Origin of the sequence: Pseudomonas zeae, from assembly GCF_014268485.2 — a bacterium.
In the GTDB taxonomy this organism is placed as follows: domain Bacteria; phylum Pseudomonadota; class Gammaproteobacteria; order Pseudomonadales; family Pseudomonadaceae; genus Aquipseudomonas; species Aquipseudomonas neuropathica.
This window is the reverse complement of sequence record NZ_CP077090.1, coordinates 4395510-4414661: the sequence shown is the minus strand read 5'-3', so window position 1 is coordinate 4414661 and position 19152 is coordinate 4395510. Positions and strand designations below refer to the sequence as shown.

At 57.5% G+C, this 19152-nt stretch carries 24 protein-coding genes and 1 tRNA gene; 18 read left to right on the top strand and 7 right to left on the bottom strand.

Annotation, left to right across the window (positions count from 1 at the left end):
- Window positions 1-2: 2 nt before the first annotated feature.
- Genes rbsK through HU754_RS19360 form a run of 3 tightly spaced genes read left to right on the top strand, consistent with a single transcriptional unit; the run spans window position 3 to window position 2381 of the window.
- The gene (rbsK, locus tag HU754_RS19370) at window positions 3-920 is read left to right on the top strand and encodes a ribokinase (protein ID WP_186624927.1); all 918 of its coding nucleotides are present in this window, start codon (window positions 3-5) and stop codon (window positions 918-920) included.
- The gene (gene rbsD / locus HU754_RS19365; RefSeq protein WP_093432146.1) at window positions 917-1321 is read left to right on the top strand and encodes a D-ribose pyranase; all 405 of its coding nucleotides are present in this window, start codon (window positions 917-919) and stop codon (window positions 1319-1321) included. Before rbsK ends, rbsD begins: the two co-directional genes overlap by 4 nt.
- Before the next feature lie 31 nt (window positions 1322-1352).
- Window positions 1353-2381 (top strand): nucleoside hydrolase, encoded by a 1029-nt coding sequence (locus HU754_RS19360; protein ID WP_093432149.1) that lies wholly within the window; start codon window positions 1353-1355, stop codon window positions 2379-2381.
- 31 nt (window positions 2382-2412) lie between these two features.
- Here HU754_RS19360 and HU754_RS19355 read toward each other — a convergent pair whose 3' ends face one another.
- On the bottom strand, window positions 2413-2625 hold the full coding sequence (locus HU754_RS19355) for a hypothetical protein (protein WP_093432151.1): 213 nt from the start codon (window positions 2623-2625) through the stop codon (window positions 2413-2415).
- Window positions 2626-2755: 130 nt separating this feature from the next.
- On the opposite strand from HU754_RS19355, the gene HU754_RS19350 reads away from it, so the two are divergent.
- The gene (locus HU754_RS19350) at window positions 2756-3061 is read left to right on the top strand and encodes a hypothetical protein (protein WP_186624926.1); all 306 of its coding nucleotides are present in this window, start codon (window positions 2756-2758) and stop codon (window positions 3059-3061) included.
- A gap of 175 nt (window positions 3062-3236) precedes the next feature.
- Window positions 3237-3554, top strand: a complete 318-nt coding sequence (locus HU754_RS19345; RefSeq protein WP_186624925.1) for an I78 family peptidase inhibitor — start codon at window positions 3237-3239, stop codon at window positions 3552-3554.
- 72 nt (window positions 3555-3626) lie between these two features.
- Here the strand turns inward: HU754_RS19345 and HU754_RS19340 are convergent, their stop codons facing one another.
- Window positions 3627-3839, bottom strand: coding sequence for a cold-shock protein (locus tag HU754_RS19340; protein WP_003179963.1), 213 nt, complete (start codon window positions 3837-3839; stop codon window positions 3627-3629).
- Window positions 3840-4127: 288 nt separating this feature from the next.
- Window positions 4128-4430, bottom strand: a complete 303-nt coding sequence (locus tag HU754_RS19335; protein ID WP_186624924.1) for a hypothetical protein — start codon at window positions 4428-4430, stop codon at window positions 4128-4130.
- Window positions 4431-4802: 372 nt separating this feature from the next.
- On the opposite strand from HU754_RS19335, the gene thrS reads away from it, so the two are divergent.
- The 9 genes from thrS (at window position 4803) to HU754_RS19290 (ending at window position 12254) form a co-directional block, all read left to right on the top strand.
- The gene (thrS, locus tag HU754_RS19330; RefSeq protein ID WP_007913488.1) at window positions 4803-6725 is read left to right on the top strand and encodes a threonine--tRNA ligase; all 1923 of its coding nucleotides are present in this window, start codon (window positions 4803-4805) and stop codon (window positions 6723-6725) included.
- Window positions 6725-7276, top strand: a complete 552-nt coding sequence (gene infC / locus HU754_RS19325; RefSeq protein WP_171057393.1) for a translation initiation factor IF-3 — start codon at window positions 6725-6727, stop codon at window positions 7274-7276. Before thrS ends, infC begins: the two co-directional genes overlap by 1 nt.
- A gap of 60 nt (window positions 7277-7336) precedes the next feature.
- Window positions 7337-7531, top strand: coding sequence for a 50S ribosomal protein L35 (rpmI, locus tag HU754_RS19320; protein WP_002553160.1), 195 nt, complete (start codon window positions 7337-7339; stop codon window positions 7529-7531).
- Window positions 7532-7558: 27 nt separating this feature from the next.
- Complete coding sequence (rplT, locus tag HU754_RS19315; RefSeq protein WP_007913489.1) at window positions 7559-7915, top strand: 50S ribosomal protein L20; 357 nt, start codon at window positions 7559-7561, stop codon at window positions 7913-7915.
- Window positions 7916-8024: 109 nt separating this feature from the next.
- Window positions 8025-9041 carry a phenylalanine--tRNA ligase subunit alpha gene (gene pheS, locus HU754_RS19310; RefSeq protein WP_003226365.1) on the top strand — a complete coding sequence of 339 codons (1017 nt, stop codon included), beginning with the start codon at window positions 8025-8027 and terminating at the stop codon, window positions 9039-9041.
- Window positions 9042-9067: 26 nt separating this feature from the next.
- The gene (gene pheT, locus HU754_RS19305) at window positions 9068-11446 is read left to right on the top strand and encodes a phenylalanine--tRNA ligase subunit beta (RefSeq protein WP_186624923.1); all 2379 of its coding nucleotides are present in this window, start codon (window positions 9068-9070) and stop codon (window positions 11444-11446) included.
- Between the two features lie 3 nt (window positions 11447-11449).
- The gene (gene ihfA, locus HU754_RS19300) at window positions 11450-11752 is read left to right on the top strand and encodes an integration host factor subunit alpha (protein ID WP_002553164.1); all 303 of its coding nucleotides are present in this window, start codon (window positions 11450-11452) and stop codon (window positions 11750-11752) included.
- The gene (locus HU754_RS19295) at window positions 11733-12089 is read left to right on the top strand and encodes a MerR family transcriptional regulator (RefSeq protein WP_003179985.1); all 357 of its coding nucleotides are present in this window, start codon (window positions 11733-11735) and stop codon (window positions 12087-12089) included. The genes ihfA and HU754_RS19295 overlap by 20 nt, the downstream gene beginning before the upstream one ends.
- A gap of 88 nt (window positions 12090-12177) precedes the next feature.
- Window positions 12178-12254: transfer RNA gene (locus HU754_RS19290), tRNA-Pro, on the top strand.
- An 86-nt stretch (window positions 12255-12340) separates the two neighbouring features.
- Here the strand turns inward: HU754_RS19290 and HU754_RS19285 are convergent.
- From HU754_RS19285 to rtcR, 3 genes are all read right to left on the bottom strand, one after another.
- Window positions 12341-12700 (bottom strand): hypothetical protein, encoded by a 360-nt coding sequence (locus HU754_RS19285; RefSeq protein ID WP_186624935.1) that lies wholly within the window; start codon window positions 12698-12700, stop codon window positions 12341-12343.
- A gap of 84 nt (window positions 12701-12784) precedes the next feature.
- On the bottom strand, window positions 12785-13054 hold the full coding sequence (locus HU754_RS19280; RefSeq protein ID WP_186624922.1) for a hypothetical protein: 270 nt from the start codon (window positions 13052-13054) through the stop codon (window positions 12785-12787).
- Between the two features lie 121 nt (window positions 13055-13175).
- Window positions 13176-14774: an RNA repair transcriptional activator RtcR gene (rtcR, locus tag HU754_RS19275; protein WP_186624921.1), complete on the bottom strand. Its 1599-nt coding sequence runs from the start codon at window positions 14772-14774 to the stop codon at window positions 13176-13178.
- A 246-nt stretch (window positions 14775-15020) separates the two neighbouring features.
- Between rtcR and HU754_RS19270 the strand changes: the two genes are divergently transcribed.
- From HU754_RS19270 to HU754_RS19255, 4 genes are all read left to right on the top strand, one after another.
- Window positions 15021-16247 carry an RtcB family protein gene (locus tag HU754_RS19270; protein ID WP_186624920.1) on the top strand — a complete coding sequence of 409 codons (1227 nt, stop codon included), beginning with the start codon at window positions 15021-15023 and terminating at the stop codon, window positions 16245-16247.
- Between the two features lie 14 nt (window positions 16248-16261).
- The gene (locus tag HU754_RS19265; protein ID WP_186624919.1) at window positions 16262-17050 is read left to right on the top strand and encodes a nucleotidyltransferase domain-containing protein; all 789 of its coding nucleotides are present in this window, start codon (window positions 16262-16264) and stop codon (window positions 17048-17050) included.
- An 8-nt stretch (window positions 17051-17058) separates the two neighbouring features.
- Complete coding sequence (gene rtcA / locus HU754_RS19260; protein ID WP_186624918.1) at window positions 17059-18084, top strand: RNA 3'-terminal phosphate cyclase; 1026 nt, start codon at window positions 17059-17061, stop codon at window positions 18082-18084.
- Window positions 18085-18236: 152 nt separating this feature from the next.
- Window positions 18237-18566 (top strand): hypothetical protein, encoded by a 330-nt coding sequence (locus tag HU754_RS19255; protein WP_093439361.1) that lies wholly within the window; start codon window positions 18237-18239, stop codon window positions 18564-18566.
- Between the two features lie 57 nt (window positions 18567-18623).
- On the opposite strand, the gene HU754_RS19250 is transcribed toward HU754_RS19255, so the two are convergent.
- The gene (locus tag HU754_RS19250) at window positions 18624-19037 is read right to left on the bottom strand and encodes a VOC family protein (protein ID WP_186624917.1); all 414 of its coding nucleotides are present in this window, start codon (window positions 19035-19037) and stop codon (window positions 18624-18626) included.
- Window positions 19038-19152: the final 115 nt, after the last annotated feature.

The following is a 19152-nucleotide window of genomic DNA, read 5'->3' as shown; positions in this document are numbered from 1 at the left end:
GTATGCCAGCAAATGTAGTGGTAATAGGCAGCCTGAACATGGATCTGGTGACCCGGGCGCCACGGCTGCCGGTCGGCGGCGAAACGTTGATCGGTCATTCGTTTGCCACGGTTTCCGGCGGCAAGGGCGCCAATCAGGCGGTGGCCGCAGCGCGTTTGGGCGCGCAGGTGGCGATGGTTGGCTGTGTTGGCAGCGACGATTATGGCGTGCAACTACGCAACGCCTTGTTGGCCGAACAGATCGATTGCCAGGCAGTGAGCACCGTCGATGACTCCAGTGGCGTGGCGTTGATCGTGGTCGATGACAACAGTCAGAACGCCATTGTCATCGTCGCCGGCGCCAATGGCGCCATGACGCCCGCAGTGATCGACCGGTTTGATGCGGTGCTGCAAGCCGCAGACGTGATCATCTGCCAGCTCGAAATTCCGGATGCCGCGGTGGGGCATGCGCTCAAGCGCGCGCGCGCGCTGGGTAAAATTGTCATCCTCAATCCGGCGCCGGCCAGTCGTCCACTGCCGGCGGACTGGTTTGCGGCGATCGACTACCTGATCCCCAATGAGAGCGAAGCGACCGTGTTGAGCGGGTTGCCGGTGGACTCGCAGGAAACGGCAGAAAGTGCAGCCAGTCAGTTGATCGCCATGGGTGCGGGCAAAGTCATTATTACCCTTGGTGCGCAAGGCTCGCTGTTCGCCAATGGCCAAAGCTTTGAGCATTTCCCGGCGCCCAAAGTGAAGGCTGTCGACACCACGGCCGCAGGCGACACGTTCGTGGGTGGTTTCGCAGCTGCGCTGGCCAATGGCAAGTCCGAGGCCGAGGCGATTCGTTTCGGGCAGATCGCCGCCGCGTTATCGGTAACCCGCGCCGGCGCACAGCCGTCCATTCCAACCCTATCCGACGTACAGGCCTTTAAGCCCGCATGAAAAAGACTCCTCTGCTCAACGTCGCATTGTCGCGGCTGATCGCGTCCCTGGGCCATGGCGACATGGTGGTCATTGGTGATGCCGGGCTGCCAGTGCCGCCGGGTGTCGAGCTGATTGATCTGGCGCTGACTCACGGTATCCCGGATTTCGTCAGCACCCTGAAGGTCGTGCTCAGCGAGATGCAGGTGGAAAGCCATGCACTGGCCAAAGAAATCTTCGACAAGCAGCCTACCGCGCTGAATACCCTGGAGCAGTTGAGTGAAGAGGGCGCTCTGGGCCGTCGTGATCTGCTCAGTCACGAGCAATTCAAGGTTCTCAGCCGACAGGCTCGGGCGATTGTTCGTACAGGGGAATGCCAGCCGTACTGCAACATCGTGCTGGTCGCTGGAGTTACCTTTTAACTTTTGATTTCACAAGCACAAGGAATGCGCCATGCAACGCTATGCTCAGAAACTGCATCAATTCATCCGGAGCCTGCTGCTTTTGTCCGTAATAACTGCCACCGGCGCCCAGGCGGCGGAAAAAATCGACCTGATCATCGACACCGACCCGGGTGCCGACGATGTGGTCGCCTTGCTGTTCGCCCTGGCCTCGCCGGACGAACTTAACATTCGCGCGCTGACCACCGTGGCCGGCAACGTGCGCCTCGACAAGACTTCGCGTAACGCACGACTGGCGCGCGAGTGGGCAGGGCGCGAGGACGTACCGGTTTATGCTGGCGCGCCGAAGCCGCTGATGCGCACACCGATCTACGCCGAGAACATCCATGGCAAGGAAGGCCTGTCGGGTGTCACCGTGCACGAACCGAAAAAGGGGCTGGCTGAGGGCAATGCGGTCAACTATCTGATCGACACCCTGAAAAAAGCCAAGCCGCACAGCATCACGATCGCCATGCTCGGTCCACAGACCAACCTGGCACTGGCGCTGATCCAGGAACCTGAAATTGTTCAGGGCATCAAGGAAGTGGTGATCATGGGTGGGGCGCACTTCAACGGTGGCAATATCACTCCTGTGGCCGAATTCAACCTGTTCGCTGACCCGCAAGCTGCTGAAGTGGTTCTGAAAAGCGGCGTGAAACTGACCTACCTGCCGCTGGACGTGACCCACAAGATTCTCACCAGTGATGCGCGCCTGAAACAGATCGCTGCGCTGAACAACAACGCGAGCAAGATTGTCGGCGACATTCTCAACGAGTACATCAAAGGCGATATGGAGCACTACGGTATTCCGGGTGGCCCGGTGCATGACGCGACCGTTGTGGCTTATCTGCTCAAGCCGGAACTGTTCACCGGTCGTTCGGTGAATGTTGTGGTGGATAGTCGTGAAGGGCCGACTTTTGGTCAGACCATCGTCGATTGGTACGACGGCCTGAAGGCGCCGAAAAACGCCTTCTGGGTGGAAAATGGCGACGCGCAAGGCTTCTTTGACTTGCTGACCGAACGCCTGAAGCGTCTGAAGTAAGCCACTCGCCCGCAGGTGCCAGCCTGCGGGTTTACCCTTTCTCTGCGTGTTCGTGTTCGACCTGTTCGGTCGGGTAGCGCTCGAAAATCTGCTTGATGAATTGCTTGGCCGCTTCTGTGCCCAACTCTTTGACTAATAAATCGATACCAATCAGCGCAAGCTCCTCGGTGGTTCCCGGGCTGTAAGAGCTGTGTCCGTCTGCCCATTTGGCATTAATGGCGGCGTCGATGCTGATGGTGGTCATGAGAGCGCTCGAATAGTCGGAAGATCTTGGGTTTGAGTTAACCATTTTGTCGGGCATTTGGCACTGCGACTTAGGCATGAGCGGAGCGCTATGCGACACTTCGTCTTTTGAGGTTTCCAAGGATTGTGCTGTGCAGATCGATTTGAACACCCCTGACGGCCTCACACTCGAAGCCGTGCGTCAATTGCTCGCTTCGGCCAGTGATGATGAGCACACGCAGGTGCGCGTGACCAAGGGCGGTATCGCTTATATTTCTTCGAGCATCACCGGAGGGCAGGATATCGACGGCTTGCTGTTTCGCCTGGAAACCTGGGCCAAGGGCTCGGGCTACGTGGGCAATGTCGCGGCCAGTGACGAGGTGTGGGTGATGCAGATTTTCAATGCGTTGAAGGACAACTGGCCGAATCCGCCGTATGACTACATCGACGTCTATTGAGCGCCGTTAATATTCAGTCACGATTGATTGATGAAGTGACGCATGCCCCTCAGGCACACTCGGCGTTTTTCCGATCGTGGGGCAGGGTGATGGTGATGGCCTTGGCTGTGAAACCAATCGCTTGAATGGCGGTCGCACGATCTCAGCTTAACCATTTTGAAAACAAGGAGGCTTCATGCCTTTGAAGTTCGCGACACTGGGTGCACTTATGGCCGCTGCCATGCTGGCCGGTTGCAGCACGACCTCCAGCGAGTCGGCAAAGGAATCTGCGGCGACCGAAGCTGGTCACAGCCGCTGTGAAGCATCGGCGGCGGAATTCGCCATTGGCAAGAAAGCTTCGCCAGAGTTGCTGGAGCAGGCGCGCAACAAAGCCGGGGCGCAAAATGCCCGCTTCCTCAAGCCGAACGACATGATCACGCTCGAGTACCGCTCCGATCGCTTGAACCTGAACACCGACAACAATCTGGTGATCACTCGCGTCAACTGCGGCTGATCACGCGCCACTTTTGTTGCAGGCATAAAAAACCCCGTCACATGGACGGGGTTTTTTTAGTGCGCGCAGAAATTACTCTGGGCGAACCTGTGCAGCTTGCATACCCTTTTGGCCTTTCTCAGCCACGAAGGAGACGGTCTGGCCTTCTTTCAGGCTTTTGAAACCGTCGGATTCGATAGCTTTGAAGTGTACGAACAGGTCGTCACCGCCACCTTGAGGAGTGATGAAGCCGAAGCCTTTTTCATCGTTGAACCACTTAACGGTGCCGGTTTGGCGATTAGACATGGTGTATCTCCAAGAAACATATATTTTTCAGTACTGTGCTGCTCAGGCCAACTGGGCACACCCGGGTATCATAGTCGAAATGTTCGCTTTGGTAGCCCCCCGGACGTGCTGTTTGCCAATCAGTCGTGTTTTCTTTACTGCCTTTATCGGCTGAAAGCCCCGGTTTACAAGGCTTTTAGCGGAAGGTAAAGACGATAAAAAAACCTGTAAAACCTGCATAAAACGTCTGAAAAGACGCAAATTCAGCCCTTTTCAAGGGCGCTGGGCCGAGTCAGGACGCTTTTTTTCTCACTTTTTCGCCGGAGTATTCGCCTTGCATTTGGCGATTTGGCCCAGCGCTTTCTGCTGCAGTTCAGGGGTGGCCTTGTTGTCCATCAGCGCCTGAATGTCGGCGGCAGGATAGGACTTGATGGCGTCAGCGCCACAGGCACAATGAGATTTGGCTGCCGCAGCGCCGATCTGTGGGGTCGCCGCCTGGGTGCATTGCGCCATGTACTTGTCACGCTCGCCCTTCGGCCAGTCGGCGTGGGCGCTCAGTGGCAGCAGCATAACGATAGGGGCGACTACGGCGAACAGGGTATTCAGACGCATGCGAGGATGCTCCTTGTGGGTCAATGTCTTGTTATCTGAGGGCTGAAAGGCCTATCAAGTTCAGCACTCTGGCATAAAAACAGACGATTTGCCTTCTGATCAAACAGAAGCATAAGTGACCGCTCATCTGTGCTAGCATGCCGGGCTCAAGCGTTCTCTGGCGCCGGATGACCTTCAGTCCCGGCAGCGGTCAACGTGCGAATATTTTCGATTTGAATCCCAGTCACTCTGGTTCGGTTTTCCGGTTGGCCGCAAGGCTCCTGCCGCTGTAAGGCAGGCGTTCGTCATTGAATGGCCTGGATCGGATCTTGTACTGGCTCATCCCAACCCACGTGACCTTTGGTAGGGGTCACCACTAGGAGAGGAGGCGCCATGCCAACTATTACTCTTCCCGACGGCAGTCAACGTTCATTCGATCACCCGGTTTCCGTAGCCGAGGTCGCCGCATCCATTGGTGCAGGTCTGGCCAAAGCCACACTGGCCGGCAAGGTCAATGGCCAACTGGTCGACGCCAGCGACATCATCAGCAGCGACGCGACCCTGCAAATCATCACGCCTAAGGATGAAGAGGGGCTGGAGATCATTCGCCACTCTTGCGCGCACCTGGTTGGCCACGCGGTCAAGCAGCTGTACCCGACTGCGAAAATGGTCATCGGGCCGGTCATCGACGAAGGCTTCTATTACGACATCGCCTTCGAACGTCCTTTTACTCCGGACGACATGGCCGCTATCGAACAGCGCATGCAACAGCTGATCGAAAAAGATTACGACGTCATCAAGAAAGTCACTCCGCGCGCCGAAGTGATCGAAGTGTTCAAGGCTCGTGGCGAAGACTACAAGTTGCGCCTGGTCGAGGACATGCCGAACGAACAGGCCATGGGTCTGTACTATCACGAAGAATACGTCGACATGTGCCGCGGTCCGCACGTGCCGAACACGCGTTTCCTGAAATCCTTCAAGCTGACCAAGCTGTCGGGCGCCTACTGGCGTGGCGACGCCAAGAACGAGCAATTGCAGCGCGTTTACGGCACCGCCTGGGCAGACAAAAAGCAGCTGGCGGCTTATATCCAGCGCATCGAAGAAGCTGAGAAGCGCGATCACCGCAAGATCGGCAAGCGTCTGGGCCTGTTCCACACCCAGGAAGAATCCCCGGGCATGGTGTTCTGGCACCCGAACGGCTGGACTCTGTACCAGGTGCTCGAGCAGTACATGCGCAAGATCCAGCGCGACAACGGCTACCTTGAGATCAAGACCCCTCAAGTCGTTGACCGCAGCCTGTGGGAGAAATCCGGGCACTGGGCCAACTACGCCGACAACATGTTCACCACGCAGTCGGAAAACCGCGACTACGCGATCAAGCCGATGAACTGCCCGTGCCACGTGCAGGTGTTCAATCAGGGCCTGAAGAGCTACCGCGAGCTGCCGATGCGTCTGGCCGAGTTCGGTGCCTGCCACCGTAACGAGCCGTCGGGTGCATTGCACGGCATCATGCGCGTACGTGCGTTCACTCAGGACGACGCCCACATCTTCTGCACCGAAGAGCAGATGCAGGCTGAGTCCGCCGCGTTCATCAAGCTGACCATGGACGTTTATCGTGACTTCGGCTTTACCGATGTCGAGATGAAACTGTCCACTCGTCCGGAAAAACGTGTCGGTTCCGACGAACTGTGGGACCGCGCTGAAGCTGCTTTGGCTGCAGCCCTTGATTCTGCGGGCCTGCCGTACGATCTGCAGCCGGGTGAGGGTGCGTTCTACGGTCCGAAGATCGAGTTCTCGCTGAAAGACTGCCTTGGTCGGGTCTGGCAATGTGGTACTCTGCAGCTCGATTTTAACCTGCCTGTCCGTTTGGGCGCTGAATACGTCTCTGAAGACAACAGCCGCAAACACCCTGTGATGTTGCACCGTGCGATCCTCGGTTCCTTCGAGCGTTTCGTCGGGATTCTGATCGAGCACTACGAAGGTGCGTTCCCTGCGTGGCTCGCGCCAACCCAGGCGGTGATCATGAATATCACTGATAAACAGGCAGATTTTGTTGCAGAAGTTGAAAAAACTCTCAACGAAAGCGGATTTCGTGCCAAGTCCGACTTGAGAAATGAAAAGATCGGCTTTAAAATCCGCGAGCATACTTTGCTCAAGGTTCCCTATCTTTTGGTTATCGGAGATAAGGAAGTCGAGATGCAGACTGTCGCTGTGCGTACTCGTGAAGGTGCTGACCTGGGCTCGATGCCCGTCGCCCAGTTCGCTGAGTTTCTCGCGCAAGCGGTTTCCCGGCGTGGTCGCCCAGATTCGGAGTAATTATTATTAAGCGTGAAATGAGACAAGATAAACGAGCTGCACCGAAAGCCCCGATCAACGAGAATATCTCGGCACGCGAGGTTCGGTTAATTGGCGCTGATGGCGAGCAGATTGGCATCGTCTCGATTGATGAAGCGCTTCGTATTGCTGAAGAAGCAAAGCTTGATCTGGTGGAAATCTCCGCAGACGCAATCCCACCGGTTTGCCGTGTGATGGATTACGGCAAATCGATCTTCGAAAAGAAGAAGCAGGTTGCCGCGGCGAAGAAGAACCAGAAGCAAATTCAGGTAAAAGAAATCAAGTTTCGTCCAGGGACGGAGGAAGGGGATTACCAGGTAAAACTGCGCAACCTGGTACGTTTCCTGAGTGATGGGGACAGGGCCAAGGTATCCTTGCGATTCCGCGGCCGTGAGATGGCCCACCAGGAGCTGGGGATGGAACTCCTCAAGCGGGTTGAAGCTGACCTGCTCGAGTACGGTTCGGTCGAACAGCATCCTAAGATGGAAGGACGCCAGCTGATCATGGTCATCGCCCCGAAAAAGAAGAAGTAATCAACAGGGCACGGCAGGCCTTCTGATTATGTTTATCAACTGAATGCGGAGTATCCGAACATGCCAAAAATGAAAACCAAAAGTGGTGCTGCTAAGCGGTTTCTGAAAACTGCTAACGGTATCAAGCACAAGCACGCTTTCAAGAGCCACATCCTGACTAAAATGTCGACCAAGCGTAAGCGTCAACTGCGCGGTAGCAGCTTGCTGCATCCGTCTGACGTGGCAAAAGTCGAGCGCATGCTGCGCCTTCGTTAATTTAGTCAAGAATAGAGGAAGTAACTCATGGCTCGTGTAAAGCGTGGCGTCATTGCCCGTAAGCGTCACAAAAAAATTCTGAAACTTGCTAAAGGCTACTACGGCGCACGCTCCCGCGTATTCCGTGTTGCCAAGCAAGCGGTAATCAAGGCAGGCCAATACGCCTACCGTGACCGTCGTCAGAAAAAACGTCAGTTCCGCGCTCTGTGGATCGCTCGTATCAACGCTGGTGCTCGTGTTAACGGTCTGTCCTACAGCCGTTTCATCGCTGGCCTGAAAAAAGCGTCCATCGAGATCGACCGTAAGGTTCTGGCTGATCTGGCAGTGAACGAAAAAGCGGTGTTTGCTGCGATTGTCGAGAAAGCTAAAGCCACCTTGGCTTAAGTACCCCCGACAATCACCCGGCCTCACTTCCGTGGGGCCAGGTGGTAAACGTCTTAAATAGGGGAAGAGCCTTCAAGCTCTTCCCCTATTTTGTATCTGGAGTCTGTACATGGAAAACCTGGATGCGCTGGTCTCTCAAGCACTAGAGGCTGTGCAAAGCGCTGAAGATATCAATGCCCTGGAGCAAATCCGGGTTCAATACCTTGGCAAAAAGGGCGAATTGACTCAGGTGATGAAGACCCTGGGGAATTTGCCGGCAGAAGAGCGTCCGCAAGTCGGCGCCCTGATCAACGTTGCCAAGGAACGTGTCACAGGCGTACTCAATGCGCGCATGGCTCTGTTTGAAGAAGCCGAACTGGCTGCCAAACTGTCCGCCGAATCCATTGACGTGACGTTGCCGGGCCGTGGCCAGACCTCTGGTGGTCTGCATCCGGTGACCCGGACTCTGGAACGTGTTGAACAGTTCTTCACCCGCATCGGCTACGGCATCGCCGAAGGCCCTGAGGTCGAAGACGACTATCACAACTTTGAAGCGCTCAACATCCCAGGCCATCACCCGGCCCGGTCGATGCATGACACCTTCTATTTCAACGCCAACATGCTGCTGCGCACCCATACCTCGCCGGTACAGGTCCGCACCATGGAATCGAAACAGCCGCCGATTCGCATCGTCTGCCCAGGCCGCGTGTATCGCAGCGACTCCGATATCACCCACTCGCCGATGTTCCACCAGGTCGAAGGCCTGCTGGTTGATCGCGACATCAATTTTGCCGATCTCAAAGGCACCATCGAAGAATTCCTGCGGGTGTTCTTCGAAAAAGAGCTGGCCGTACGTTTCCGTCCTTCGTACTTCCCGTTCACCGAGCCGTCCGCTGAAGTCGATATGGAATGCGTGATGTGCAGCGGTAAAGGCTGCCGTGTCTGCAAGCAAACTGGCTGGCTGGAAGTGATGGGCTGCGGCATGGTTCACCCGAACGTGTTGCGCATGTCCGGCATTGATCCGGAAGAGTTCTCCGGTTTTGCTTTCGGCATGGGTGTCGAGCGTCTGGCCATGCTCCGTTACGGCGTGAACGACTTGCGTCTGTTCTTCGACAACGACTTGCGGTTCCTCGCGCAATTTCGCTAGTCGTAACGAATTCTTAGGAGAGCAGGATGAAATTCAGTGAACAATGGCTGCGTGGCTGGGTTAGCCCGCAGGTAAATCGCGACGAGCTGGTTGCTCGTCTGTCGATGGCGGGCCTTGAGGTCGATAGCGTGACCCCGGCCGCCGGTGTTTTCAGTGGTGTGGTGGTGGGTGAGGTGCTGAGCACCGAGCAACACCCTGATGCCGACAAGCTGCGTGTGTGCCAGGTCAGCAACGGCGCGGAAACTTTCCAGGTCGTGTGCGGTGCGCCAAACGTGCGTCCGGGCCTGAAGATTCCGTTCGCCATGATCGGCGCTGAGCTGCCGGGCGACTTCAAGATCAAGAAGGCCAAGCTGCGCGGCGTCGAGTCGAACGGCATGCTGTGCTCACAAGCCGAGCTGCAGATCGGTGAAGGCAACGACGGTCTGATGGAACTGCCGGTCGATGCACCGGTGGGCGAAGACTTCCGTGTGTACCTGGATCTGGAAGACGCCAGCATCGAGGTCGACCTGACCCCGAACCGTGGCGACTGCCTGTCCCTGGCCGGTCTGGCCCGTGAAGTCGGCGCACTGTATGCCGCGCCGGTCACCCGTCCGGTGGTCATGGCCATTCCTGCCGCGCACGACGAAGTGCGTTCGGTAGAAGTGCTGGCCCCAGCCGCGTGCCCGCGTTACCTGGGCCGCGTTATCCGTAACGTTGACCTGTCCAAGCCAACGCCGCTGTGGATGGTGGAACGTCTGCGTCGCGCCGACGTGCGCAGCATCGACGCTGCTGTCGACATCACCAACTACGTGATGCTCGAGCTGGGTCAGCCGCTGCACGCCTTCGATCTCGCTGAAATCAACGGCGGCATTCGTGTGCGCATGGCGGAAGAGGGCGAGAAGCTCGTACTGCTCGACGGTCAGGAAGTCAGCCTGCGTAGCGATACGCTGGTCATTGCCGACCACACTCGTGCACTGGCGATTGCCGGTGTCATGGGCGGCGAGCACAGCGGTGTGTCTGCTACCACTCGCGACGTATTCCTCGAAAGTGCATTCTTCGACCAGATCGCGGTCGCTGGCAAGGCTCGCTCCTACGGCCTGCACACCGATGCTTCGCACCGTTACGAGCGTGGCGTCGACTGGCAACTGGCCCGGGAAGCCATGGAGCGCGCCACTGGCTTGCTGCTGGACATCACTGGCGGCGAAGCCGGCCCGATCATCGAGACCGTCAGCGAGCAACATCTGCCGTCGATCGCACCGATCACTCTGCGCTCCCAGCGCATCACCCAGATGCTGGGTATGGAAATGGATTCCGCCCAGGTCGAGCGTTTGCTCGGCGGCCTGGGACTAGGTATTACTGCCGATGGCGAAGGCCAGTGGCGCGTAGAAGTGCCAAGCCATCGCTTCGACATCAGTCTGGAAGTCGATCTGATCGAAGAACTGGCGCGTCTGTACGGCTACAACCGTCTGCCGGTTCGTTACCCGCAAGCGCGTCTGGCGCCGCAAGCCAAAGCCGAGGCGCGTAGCGATCTGCCGGAACTGCGCCGCCTGCTGGTAGCGCGTGGTTATCAGGAAGCGATCACTTACAGCTTCATCGATCCGCGTCAGTTCGAACTGTTCAACCCGGGCGTTGAGCCGCTGTTGCTGGCCAATCCGATCTCTAATGACATGGCTGCCATGCGCTCGTCGCTGTGGCCGGGTCTGGTCAAGGCGCTGCAGCACAACCTCAACCGTCAGCAAGATCGCGTGCGTCTGTTCGAAAGCGGTCTGCGCTTCGTCGGTCAGCTCGAAGGCCTGAAGCAAGAGCCGATGCTGTCCGGCGTGGTTTGCGGTAGCCGCCTGCCGGAAGGTTGGGCGCAAGGTCGCGACACGGTTGATTTCTTCGACGTCAAGGCTGACGTGGAAGCGGTGCTGGGCTTCGCCGGTGCACTGGATTCGTTCACCTTCGCTCCGGGCAAACACCCTGCGTTGCACCCGGGTCAAACCGCGCGCATCGAGCGCGAAGGGCGTGAAGTCGGTTTCATCGGCGCCATTCACCCGGAATTGTCGAAAGCTTTGGGTCTGGACCGTCCGGTCTTCGTTTTCGAGCTGGTTCTGGCTGAAGTGGCACTCGGTAAAATGCCGAAATTCCACGAGTTGTCGCGCTTTCCTGAAGTGCGTCGTGACCTTGCACTGATTGCGCACAAAGACGTCGCGTCCGCGGCCGTACTGGACGTAATCCGTGAAAATGCAGGCGAATGGCTCACGGATCTCAGGCTGTTTGACGTGTATCAGGGTAAAGGCATTGATCCTGATAGAAAAAGCCTTGCAGTTGGCTTGACCTGGCAGCATCCATCGCGCACTCTTAATGACGATGAGGTGAATTCGACGACGCAAAATATCCTCACCTCGCTCGAACAAAGGTTGAACGCCACGTTAAGGAAGTGACGTATGGGGGCTTTGACGAAAGCTGAGATGGCGGAACGTCTGTATGAAGAGCTGGGCCTGAACAAGCGGGAAGCCAAGGAATTGGTCGAACTGTTTTTCGAGGAAATCAGGCACGCTCTTGAAGACAACGAGCAGGTCAAATTGTCCGGTTTCGGCAATTTCGACCTTCGGGACAAACGCCAGCGGCCTGGCCGCAACCCGAAAACGGGGGAAGAAATCCCGATCACGGCTCGCCGTGTGGTCACCTTTCGTCCAGGGCAGAAGTTGAAGGCCCGAGTTGAGGCTTATGCTGGAACCAAGTCATAACGACGAACTACCTGTCATCCCGGGCAAACGCTACTTCACCATTGGTGAAGTCAGCGAGCTGTGTGCCGTAAAGCCACACGTGCTGCGCTACTGGGAGCAGGAGTTTCCTCAACTCAACCCCGTCAAACGCCGCGGAAACCGCCGGTATTATCAGCGCCAGGACGTGCTGATGATCCGGCAGATCCGCGCGCTCCTTTACGATCAGGGTTTCACCATCGGCGGCGCACGCTTGCGCCTGTCCGGCGATGAAGCCAAAGACGACACGACCCAATACAAGCAGATGATTCGGCAGATGATTGCCGAATTGGAAGATGTGCTGGTGGTTCTCAAGAAATAAAAAGCAGCGTTTGAATACTTCCAGTTTTCAAACGCTTGCGCTATATTCTTGAGCGTTCTTCGAGGTGAAGAACAGTTGCAAAACCAGTCGGGGCGTAGCGCAGTCCGGTAGCGCACTAGCATGGGGTGCTAGGGGTCGAGTGTTCGAATCACTCCGTCCCGACCATATAATTCAATGACTTAGCCCAATCTGGAAAGATTGGGCTTTTTCATGCGCAGTGATTTTTGCTCTCTATAGAAGAGCATTCCCCGTCAGCCTCTTTCACTCGCCGTTTTCTGCGCCGAATCGATGCAAAGCGAATAAAAGGTTTTCTGAAAGTCAGCCACCACCTTCTCCTGCTTCCTCGCGTCCGACTCCCTAGGCATGTCGTAGGCCTGCCCGATCAGCGCTTTGTACAAACTGCCCACATACTCGCTCTCCTTTCCTGCGTTGTCGGCCAGTTCCAGGACGGAGGAGAGGGGCACGCCTCCTTGCCTGGCTTTCATGATGGCTTTGGCCGAATTTTCGACTCGCTGGCACTCTTCCAGATATTCGCTGGGCAAGGGTGCGCTGTGTGCTGCAAAGCTGAAAGTGAGCAGTATTGCCGTTGTCGCCAGAAACCGATTGAACATGGCACGCCATCCCTGAATGTTGGCCGGGAACGTTAGCATTCATGGCTCGGCGCTACCATCTGTTCATCGGCCAAGAGCAGCGGTTCACTGGCTGGGTTTTTTGATATCTGAGGAATCGCTCGAGGTGTTGGCATCCTTCTGTGTTTCGTGTGCCTCGGCACCGGAATTTGATCCGGATGCTTCCTCACCTTTCTTGTCAGCTTTGTCTTCTTTTGACTCGGTTCCGCCTTGGTTTACGCCGGGAATCGCAGTGGCTGGAACTGAGGAGCCGCCTGTTTTTTCAGCCGCAAGGGAAAACAGTGGGCACAGTGAAAGCAGGCTTGCCAATCCGATAGCAATCATTCGCTTGTTCATGAGGTTGTCTTCCAGGTCGGGGATGTACTGCATTGGAAGAACTCACAGGGCGAAGGTGCGGTACATCAGACCAGCGGCATCCGGTCAAGTAAGGTGGCCAGGCGTTATACGTCTCAGAGATCTACGGCGACAACTGGCTCCATTCAATCCCGAACCGGGCCAGGTACTTGCGCAAGCGGTCCGCATCATTAGGCTGCGCCTTGGCCAGGCGCGAGATGCCAAACAAGCGGCGACCGGCATCTGACAGGCTGTCTGCTTGCCGGCAGACCTCGAGCACTGCCCGCAACTGCAAGCGGTCAAACAGATCCATGCTCTCTTCATTCCCTGGCAAATCTTCTGAGTTGCTTCCCGCTTGGGTCAGGCCCCAGGCATAACGCAACCGCTCAATCTCTTCCTGCACCTGCGCCTCATCAATTCTCCCGCTATCCGCCAATGTCGCCATGCGCGTGATCGACGCAGACAGTTCGCGGAAATTGCCCAGCCACGCCGCTTCGCTAGAGCTGGCGAAGGCCAGATAGCGGCGGCGTGCTTCAAGGTTGAAGCGCACCAATTGCCCATGCTCACGGGCATGTCGCTGCAACTCGAAATCAATATTCGGCTCGATATCCTCGCGGCGGCCGGCGAGGCCGGGAAGGTCGAACGTCCAGAGGTTGATGCGTGCGTACAAGTCTTCGCGAAACAGGCCTTCAGCGACCCGGCTGCGCAGGTCGCGATGGGTGCCGGCGATGATCAGGAAGTCGCTCTCCACCTCCTTGTCAGAACCCAGTGGAAAGAAGCGTTTTTCTTCAATCGCTTTGAGTAGCATCGCCTGCTCGTCGGCGCCCAGTTCGCCGATTTCATCGAGGAACAGCATGCCGCCATCGGCCGCACGCAGCAGACCGTCGCGGGCGTTCTGTGCGCCGGTGAAGGCGCCTTTGCTGTGGCCGAACAAGGTCGACATCGCACCGTCGCCACGCAGGGTGGCGCAGTTGACTTCAACAAAGCGCCCCTGCATCTGATGGCGGTTGCGTTTGAGTTCGTAGATGCGTCGAGCCAGAAAGGATTTGCCGGCACCGGTCGGGCCGATCAGCAACATGGGGGCTTTCGAGCGTACCGCAACGCGTTCGATCTGCTCGATGGAGCGATTGAACGCGGCATTGCGTGTGGCGATGCCGGACTTCAGAAATGCCAGACCTTCCAGGCGTTTATTGGCGAAGCGTGAGGCGATGCGATCGTATCGCGACAGGTCGAGGTCGATCAGGGCGTGGGTGCCGCAGGCGTGTTCGTCTTCGCTCTTGCGCTTGGCGGGGGAGGTCTGGATCAGGCGAGCGGGCAAGTAGCGCGCCTCGGTCAACAGAAACCAGCAGATCTGCGCGACGTGGGTGCCGGTGGTGATGTGGACGAGGTAGTCCTCGTGTTCGGTGTCGAACGCGTAGGCAGTGGTGAAATCGTGCAGCGCGCCGTAGACCTCTTCAAAATCCCACGGATTGCGCAACGCCATCGAGTGCAGGCGCACTTCGGTTTCCGGTGACACCTGCTGAATGTCGGCGCGCACCCGCTCGGCGAGACTGACGTCGCGGGCGTCGATGCCGTGAATCAGCTCAAGCCGATTGATCAGCACATCCGCCTGCTGGCAGAGGCCCACGCTCGGGCGCCAATGGCTCCAGCGATTGGCGCCTTTACCGACGCGATCAAGGGTGGCTCCGATAAAACCGATGGCGACGGTACGTCTATTTTGCATGCTTATCTCAAAAGATAAAAAACGATATCTAATGATAATTTTTCTACGCAGGGTTTGTCGTCAATTCAAACACTCAAAAAGTCGATAGATAATAAAGGTCATTTAAAACAGAGAGTTATGAAGTTTTTTCAGGGGGATTGAAAACCTGGCACGGCCGCTGCTATGTCTATCGCAACGAACAGCAAAACCCAGCGAGACGCCATGATGGCCAACTCAAATTTCTTTAATACGCAGTCGAATAAAGACATGAAAGATCACACTTACCAATTGCTCGAAGTCGCCAACGGCAAACCGATCAAACTCTGGACCGAAGGCGTTCCGGTGGAAAACGAGGCCCGCGAGCAGTTGATGAACACCGCAAAAATGCCGTTCATCTTCAAACATCTGGCGGTCATGCCGGATGTGCACTTGGGCAAGGGCTCGACCATCGGCAGCGTGATCCCGACAGTCGGCGCGATCATTCCGGCAGCGGTTGGCGTAGACATCGGCTGCGGCATGATCGCCGCGCGCACGTCACTGACTGCTGCCGATCTGCCGGACAACCTGCACGGGCTGCGCAGCGCTATCGAGCAAGCGGTTCCGCATGGCCGCAGTTCGACCCGTTCGCGACGTGACAAGGGCGCCTGGGATGAAATCCCGCAGCAAGCCGATCAGGCCTGGGCGGGGCTGCAGCCACGGTTCAAATTGATCACTGACAAGTACCCGAAACTGGCCAACACCAACAACCGCGGGCACCTCGGTACGCTCGGCAGCGGCAACCACTTCATCGAAGTCTGCCTGGATGAAGCCAACCGGGTCTGGTTCATGTTGCACAGCGGCTCGCGTGGCGTCGGCAATGCCATCGGCAACCTGTTCATCCAGATGGCTCAGGCTGATATGCGTCAGCACATCGCCAACCTGCCGGATCGTGATCTGGCCTACTTCGAAGAGGGCAGTCAGCACTTTGATGATTACGTGGAAGCGGTGGGTTGGGCGCAGGACTTCGCCAAACAGAACCGCGAGCTGATGATGCGCGCGGTGATTCAAGCGACACGGCAGATTATCCGCAAGCCGTTCGAAGTGGTGCTGGAAGCGGTCAACTGCCACCACAACTACGTGCAGAAAGAGCGGCATTTCGGTGAAGAGGTACTGGTCACGCGCAAAGGTGCGGTGTCGGCGAAGAAGGGCGAACTGGGGATTATTCCAGGCTCGATGGGCGCCAAGAGTTTCATTGTCCGCGGCCTGGGTAACGAAGAATCCTTCAGTTCCTGCAGCCACGGCGCCGGCCGCACCATGAGTCGGACCAAGGCCAAGAATACGTTCACTGTCGAGGATCAGATTCGCGCCACGGCCCATGTGGAGTGCCGCAAGGACGAGGCGGTGATCGACGAGATTCCGATGGCCTACAAGGACATCGACAAGGTCATGCACGCCCAGCGTGAGCTGGTGGAAGTGCTGCACACCTTGCGTCAGGTGGTGTGCGTCAAAGGATAAAAGGAAAGCAAGTCATGGAACTGGAAGAACGTCACCCGCTGTGCACCACCATGCGCGCGCGGGTTCTGGAAGAGCTGGCGCGGATAGAACGCGAGCGCAATGTCACGGTGCTGTACGCCTGTGAATCCGGCAGTCGGGCCTGGGGTTTTGCCTCGACCGACAGCGATTACGACGTGCGGTTTGTCTACGTGGAGAAGCCCGAGTGGTTCGTTCAGGTCGATGCGCCGCGTGATGTGATCGAGCGTCCGCTGGACGATGAACTCGACGTCAGTGGTTGGGAGCTGCGCAAGACCCTCGGGTTATTGCGCAAATCCAATCCGACCTTGCTGGAGTGGCTCGACTCGCCGCTGGTTTATCGCAGTGAAACCGCGCAGGTGGCACAGCTGCGCGAACTCGCCGAAGCGTTCTACAGCCCGCCAGCAGCGCGCAATCACTATCTGTCGATGGCAAAGAAGAACTTTCGCGGTTACCTGCAAGGTGAAACCGTGCGTTTCAAAAAGTACTTCTACGTGCTGCGACCATTATTGGCCGTGCGCTGGATCGATCAGGGACGAGGCCGGCCACCGATGACGTTTGCCGACCTCCTGACCACCGTCGACGACCGCGCGTTGCTCGATGAAGTCGACGAATTGCTCGCCCTTAAACGCAATGCCGATGAGAGCGCCTATGGGCCGCGTCGACCGGCGTTGCACGGGTTCATCGCGGCCGAACTCGAGCGCGAAGTGCCCACATTACTCAGAACTCAGGAAGACTCGCGACGGCTGGATCAGTACCTCCGGGATACCGTCGGGCTGTACGCGTAAGGAATGCCATGAAACAGGAAGTGATAGAACTGGACGGTGCCATCGGTGGCGGCCAGGTGTTGCGCAGCGCCTTGAGCCTATCGATGGTGACGGGCAGGGCGTTTCGCATTAAACAGATTCGTGCCAGGCGCAGCCGTCCGGGACTGCTGCGCCAACACTTGACGGCGGTGATGGCGGCGGCCGAGGTGTGTGGTGCAACGGTTGGCGGTGCACATTTGGGTTCGCAAGCCTTGAGCTTTGAACCCGGCGCGATTCGCGATGGCGACTTTCAATTCGCCATCGGCTCGGCTGGCAGTTGCACGCTGGTGTTACAGACTTTGTTGCCGGCGCTGTTACGGGCACCGCAGGCGAGTCGGCTACGGATTTCCGGTGGCACGCATAACCCGCTGGCGCCGCCGGCCGATTTTCTCACGCGCAGTTGGCTGCCGCTGCTGCGCCGCATGGGTGCCAACGTTGAGCTGGACTTGTTGCGCCATGGTTTTGCCCCGGCCGGCGGTGGCGAGATTGAGGTGAATGTGCAACCGGCGAACCTGACGCGACTCGATTTGTGTGACCGTGGCGAAGCGATTTCACCAAGCGCGTGGGCTCTGACCGCCGGGCTTGGACCTACGGTCGCCCAACGTGAGCTGAGCCGAGTGGCCAAGCGATTGAATCTTCCGGCTACGGCGCTGCATCCTGTGACACTCGATCCGGCTCGCGGGCCAGGCAACGTGTTGCTGCTGGAGTACGCTTTCGAACACGTCACCGAGGTGTTCAGCGCGTTCGGCCAAGTGTCATTGCGCGCAGAGAGGGTTGCCGATGCTGCGATCAGTCAGGCTGCCGACTGGTTGCGCAGTGGCGCTGCGGTGGCTGAACACCTCGCCGATCAGTTGCTGTTGCCAATGGCGCTGGCCGGTGGTGGCTCGTTTACCACGCCGCGCATGACCGAGCATTTGCACAGCAATATCGCGGTGATCGAGCTGTTCTTGCCGGTTCGTATTGATTGTCGCGAGGAGGGTGCCGATCGACTGCGTGTTGAGGTCATTGGCAGTTGATTGGTGATGAACAGGGCGACAGGATTTTATCGGGAAATCCTGTCGCCTTTTTTTTGGCCCGCAAAAAACTCTGAAAAGGCGGCAAATTGCTGGCCCCCGGGCGTTCGCTTCCCCGGCAAAATCGCCTTTTTTCAAAAGGTTAGGTGGGCTCTATGCGGACGATTGTTATCACCGTTGCAACGCTTTCCCTGGCTGTCTTCGCCACAGGCGTGCAGGCGAAAGAGTTAAGCAAAAGCCATCGCTTTGCCTGCACCTGGGGTTCTGATATCGCTGCCGGTGCTCAGCAATCGAAGCTGTCAGGCGTCTCGCTGTATGGCGCGCGCAAGCAATTGCAGGTGCGACGATTCCAGCAACCGTGGATGCGTATGACCGCGATGGGAATCACCGAGCAAACCTACAACAGCACGTCGAAGCTCAAGCCGGCAGCGGTCAAGCAGACCTATTACGAACAATGTGTACGCCACGAATTGGCCCAGCGCTGAAGCAAAAAGCCCAACCTGAACCGGTTGGGCTTTTTCATGGCTGACGAAATGTCAGGGTTACTTTTCGCTCTCGCAATTGACCATCCACGACACGCCAAAACGATCGACCAGCATGCCGAAACGCGCCGCCCAGAACGTCGCTTCCAGTGGCATGTCGATGCGGCCGTCGCTGGCCAGTGCGTTGAACACGCGCTCGGCTTCGGCGATGCTGTCGACGTTCAGCGAAATCGAACAGCCACTCATGCCCTGAGTCGGGCGATCGGGTGTGGTGTCCGAGGCCATGATCATCTGATCGCCTACTTTCAAGCAGGTATGGATGACCAGATGATGATGGTCCTTGGGCACATGCTCGGCGGCGGGTGTCTCGCCGAACGTCATCATCGCCTCAAGCTTCCCTTGCAAGGCTTGCTCGTAAAAGGTGAAGGCCTCGCGGCAGTCACCATTGAAGATCAGGTACGGGTCGATTCTCATGTCTCTGCTCCCGGCAGTCAGGCGCGGAGCGTGGCGGGGGTTCGCCGGGTTCCGCGTAGGGCGGTTAAAACATAGCAAAGCGTTGGACGTCGGAAAGGCCATTGTCTTCCAGATG

Bases quoted from the DNA above. Each gene is read 5' to 3' on its own strand.
- rbsK (WP_186624927.1), top strand. From the start codon at position 3: ATGCCAGCAAATGTAGTGGTAATAGGCAGCCTGAACATGGATCTGGTG.
- rbsD (WP_093432146.1), top strand. From the start codon at position 917: ATGAAAAAGACTCCTCTGCTCAACGTCGCATTGTCGCGGCTGATCGCG.
- HU754_RS19360 (WP_093432149.1), top strand. From the start codon at position 1,353: ATGCAACGCTATGCTCAGAAACTGCATCAATTCATCCGGAGCCTGCTG.
- HU754_RS19355 (WP_093432151.1), bottom strand. From the start codon at position 2,625: ATGACCACCATCAGCATCGACGCCGCCATTAATGCCAAATGGGCAGAC.
- HU754_RS19345 (WP_186624925.1), top strand. From the start codon at position 3,237: ATGCCTTTGAAGTTCGCGACACTGGGTGCACTTATGGCCGCTGCCATG.
- HU754_RS19340 (WP_003179963.1), bottom strand. From the start codon at position 3,839: ATGTCTAATCGCCAAACCGGCACCGTTAAGTGGTTCAACGATGAAAAA.
- HU754_RS19335 (WP_186624924.1), bottom strand. From the start codon at position 4,430: ATGCGTCTGAATACCCTGTTCGCCGTAGTCGCCCCTATCGTTATGCTG.
- thrS (WP_007913488.1), top strand. From the start codon at position 4,803: ATGCCAACTATTACTCTTCCCGACGGCAGTCAACGTTCATTCGATCAC.
- rpmI (WP_002553160.1), top strand. From the start codon at position 7,337: ATGCCAAAAATGAAAACCAAAAGTGGTGCTGCTAAGCGGTTTCTGAAA.
- rplT (WP_007913489.1), top strand. From the start codon at position 7,559: ATGGCTCGTGTAAAGCGTGGCGTCATTGCCCGTAAGCGTCACAAAAAA.
- pheS (WP_003226365.1), top strand. From the start codon at position 8,025: ATGGAAAACCTGGATGCGCTGGTCTCTCAAGCACTAGAGGCTGTGCAA.
- pheT (WP_186624923.1), top strand. From the start codon at position 9,068: ATGAAATTCAGTGAACAATGGCTGCGTGGCTGGGTTAGCCCGCAGGTA.
- ihfA (WP_002553164.1), top strand. From the start codon at position 11,450: ATGGGGGCTTTGACGAAAGCTGAGATGGCGGAACGTCTGTATGAAGAG.
- HU754_RS19295 (WP_003179985.1), top strand. From the start codon at position 11,733: ATGCTGGAACCAAGTCATAACGACGAACTACCTGTCATCCCGGGCAAA.
- HU754_RS19285 (WP_186624935.1), bottom strand. From the start codon at position 12,700: ATGTTCAATCGGTTTCTGGCGACAACGGCAATACTGCTCACTTTCAGC.
- HU754_RS19280 (WP_186624922.1), bottom strand. From the start codon at position 13,054: ATGAACAAGCGAATGATTGCTATCGGATTGGCAAGCCTGCTTTCACTG.
- rtcR (WP_186624921.1), bottom strand. From the start codon at position 14,774: ATGCAAAATAGACGTACCGTCGCCATCGGTTTTATCGGAGCCACCCTT.
- HU754_RS19270 (WP_186624920.1), top strand. From the start codon at position 15,021: ATGAAAGATCACACTTACCAATTGCTCGAAGTCGCCAACGGCAAACCG.
- HU754_RS19265 (WP_186624919.1), top strand. From the start codon at position 16,262: ATGGAACTGGAAGAACGTCACCCGCTGTGCACCACCATGCGCGCGCGG.
- rtcA (WP_186624918.1), top strand. From the start codon at position 17,059: ATGAAACAGGAAGTGATAGAACTGGACGGTGCCATCGGTGGCGGCCAG.
- HU754_RS19255 (WP_093439361.1), top strand. From the start codon at position 18,237: ATGCGGACGATTGTTATCACCGTTGCAACGCTTTCCCTGGCTGTCTTC.
- HU754_RS19250 (WP_186624917.1), bottom strand. From the start codon at position 19,037: ATGAGAATCGACCCGTACCTGATCTTCAATGGTGACTGCCGCGAGGCC.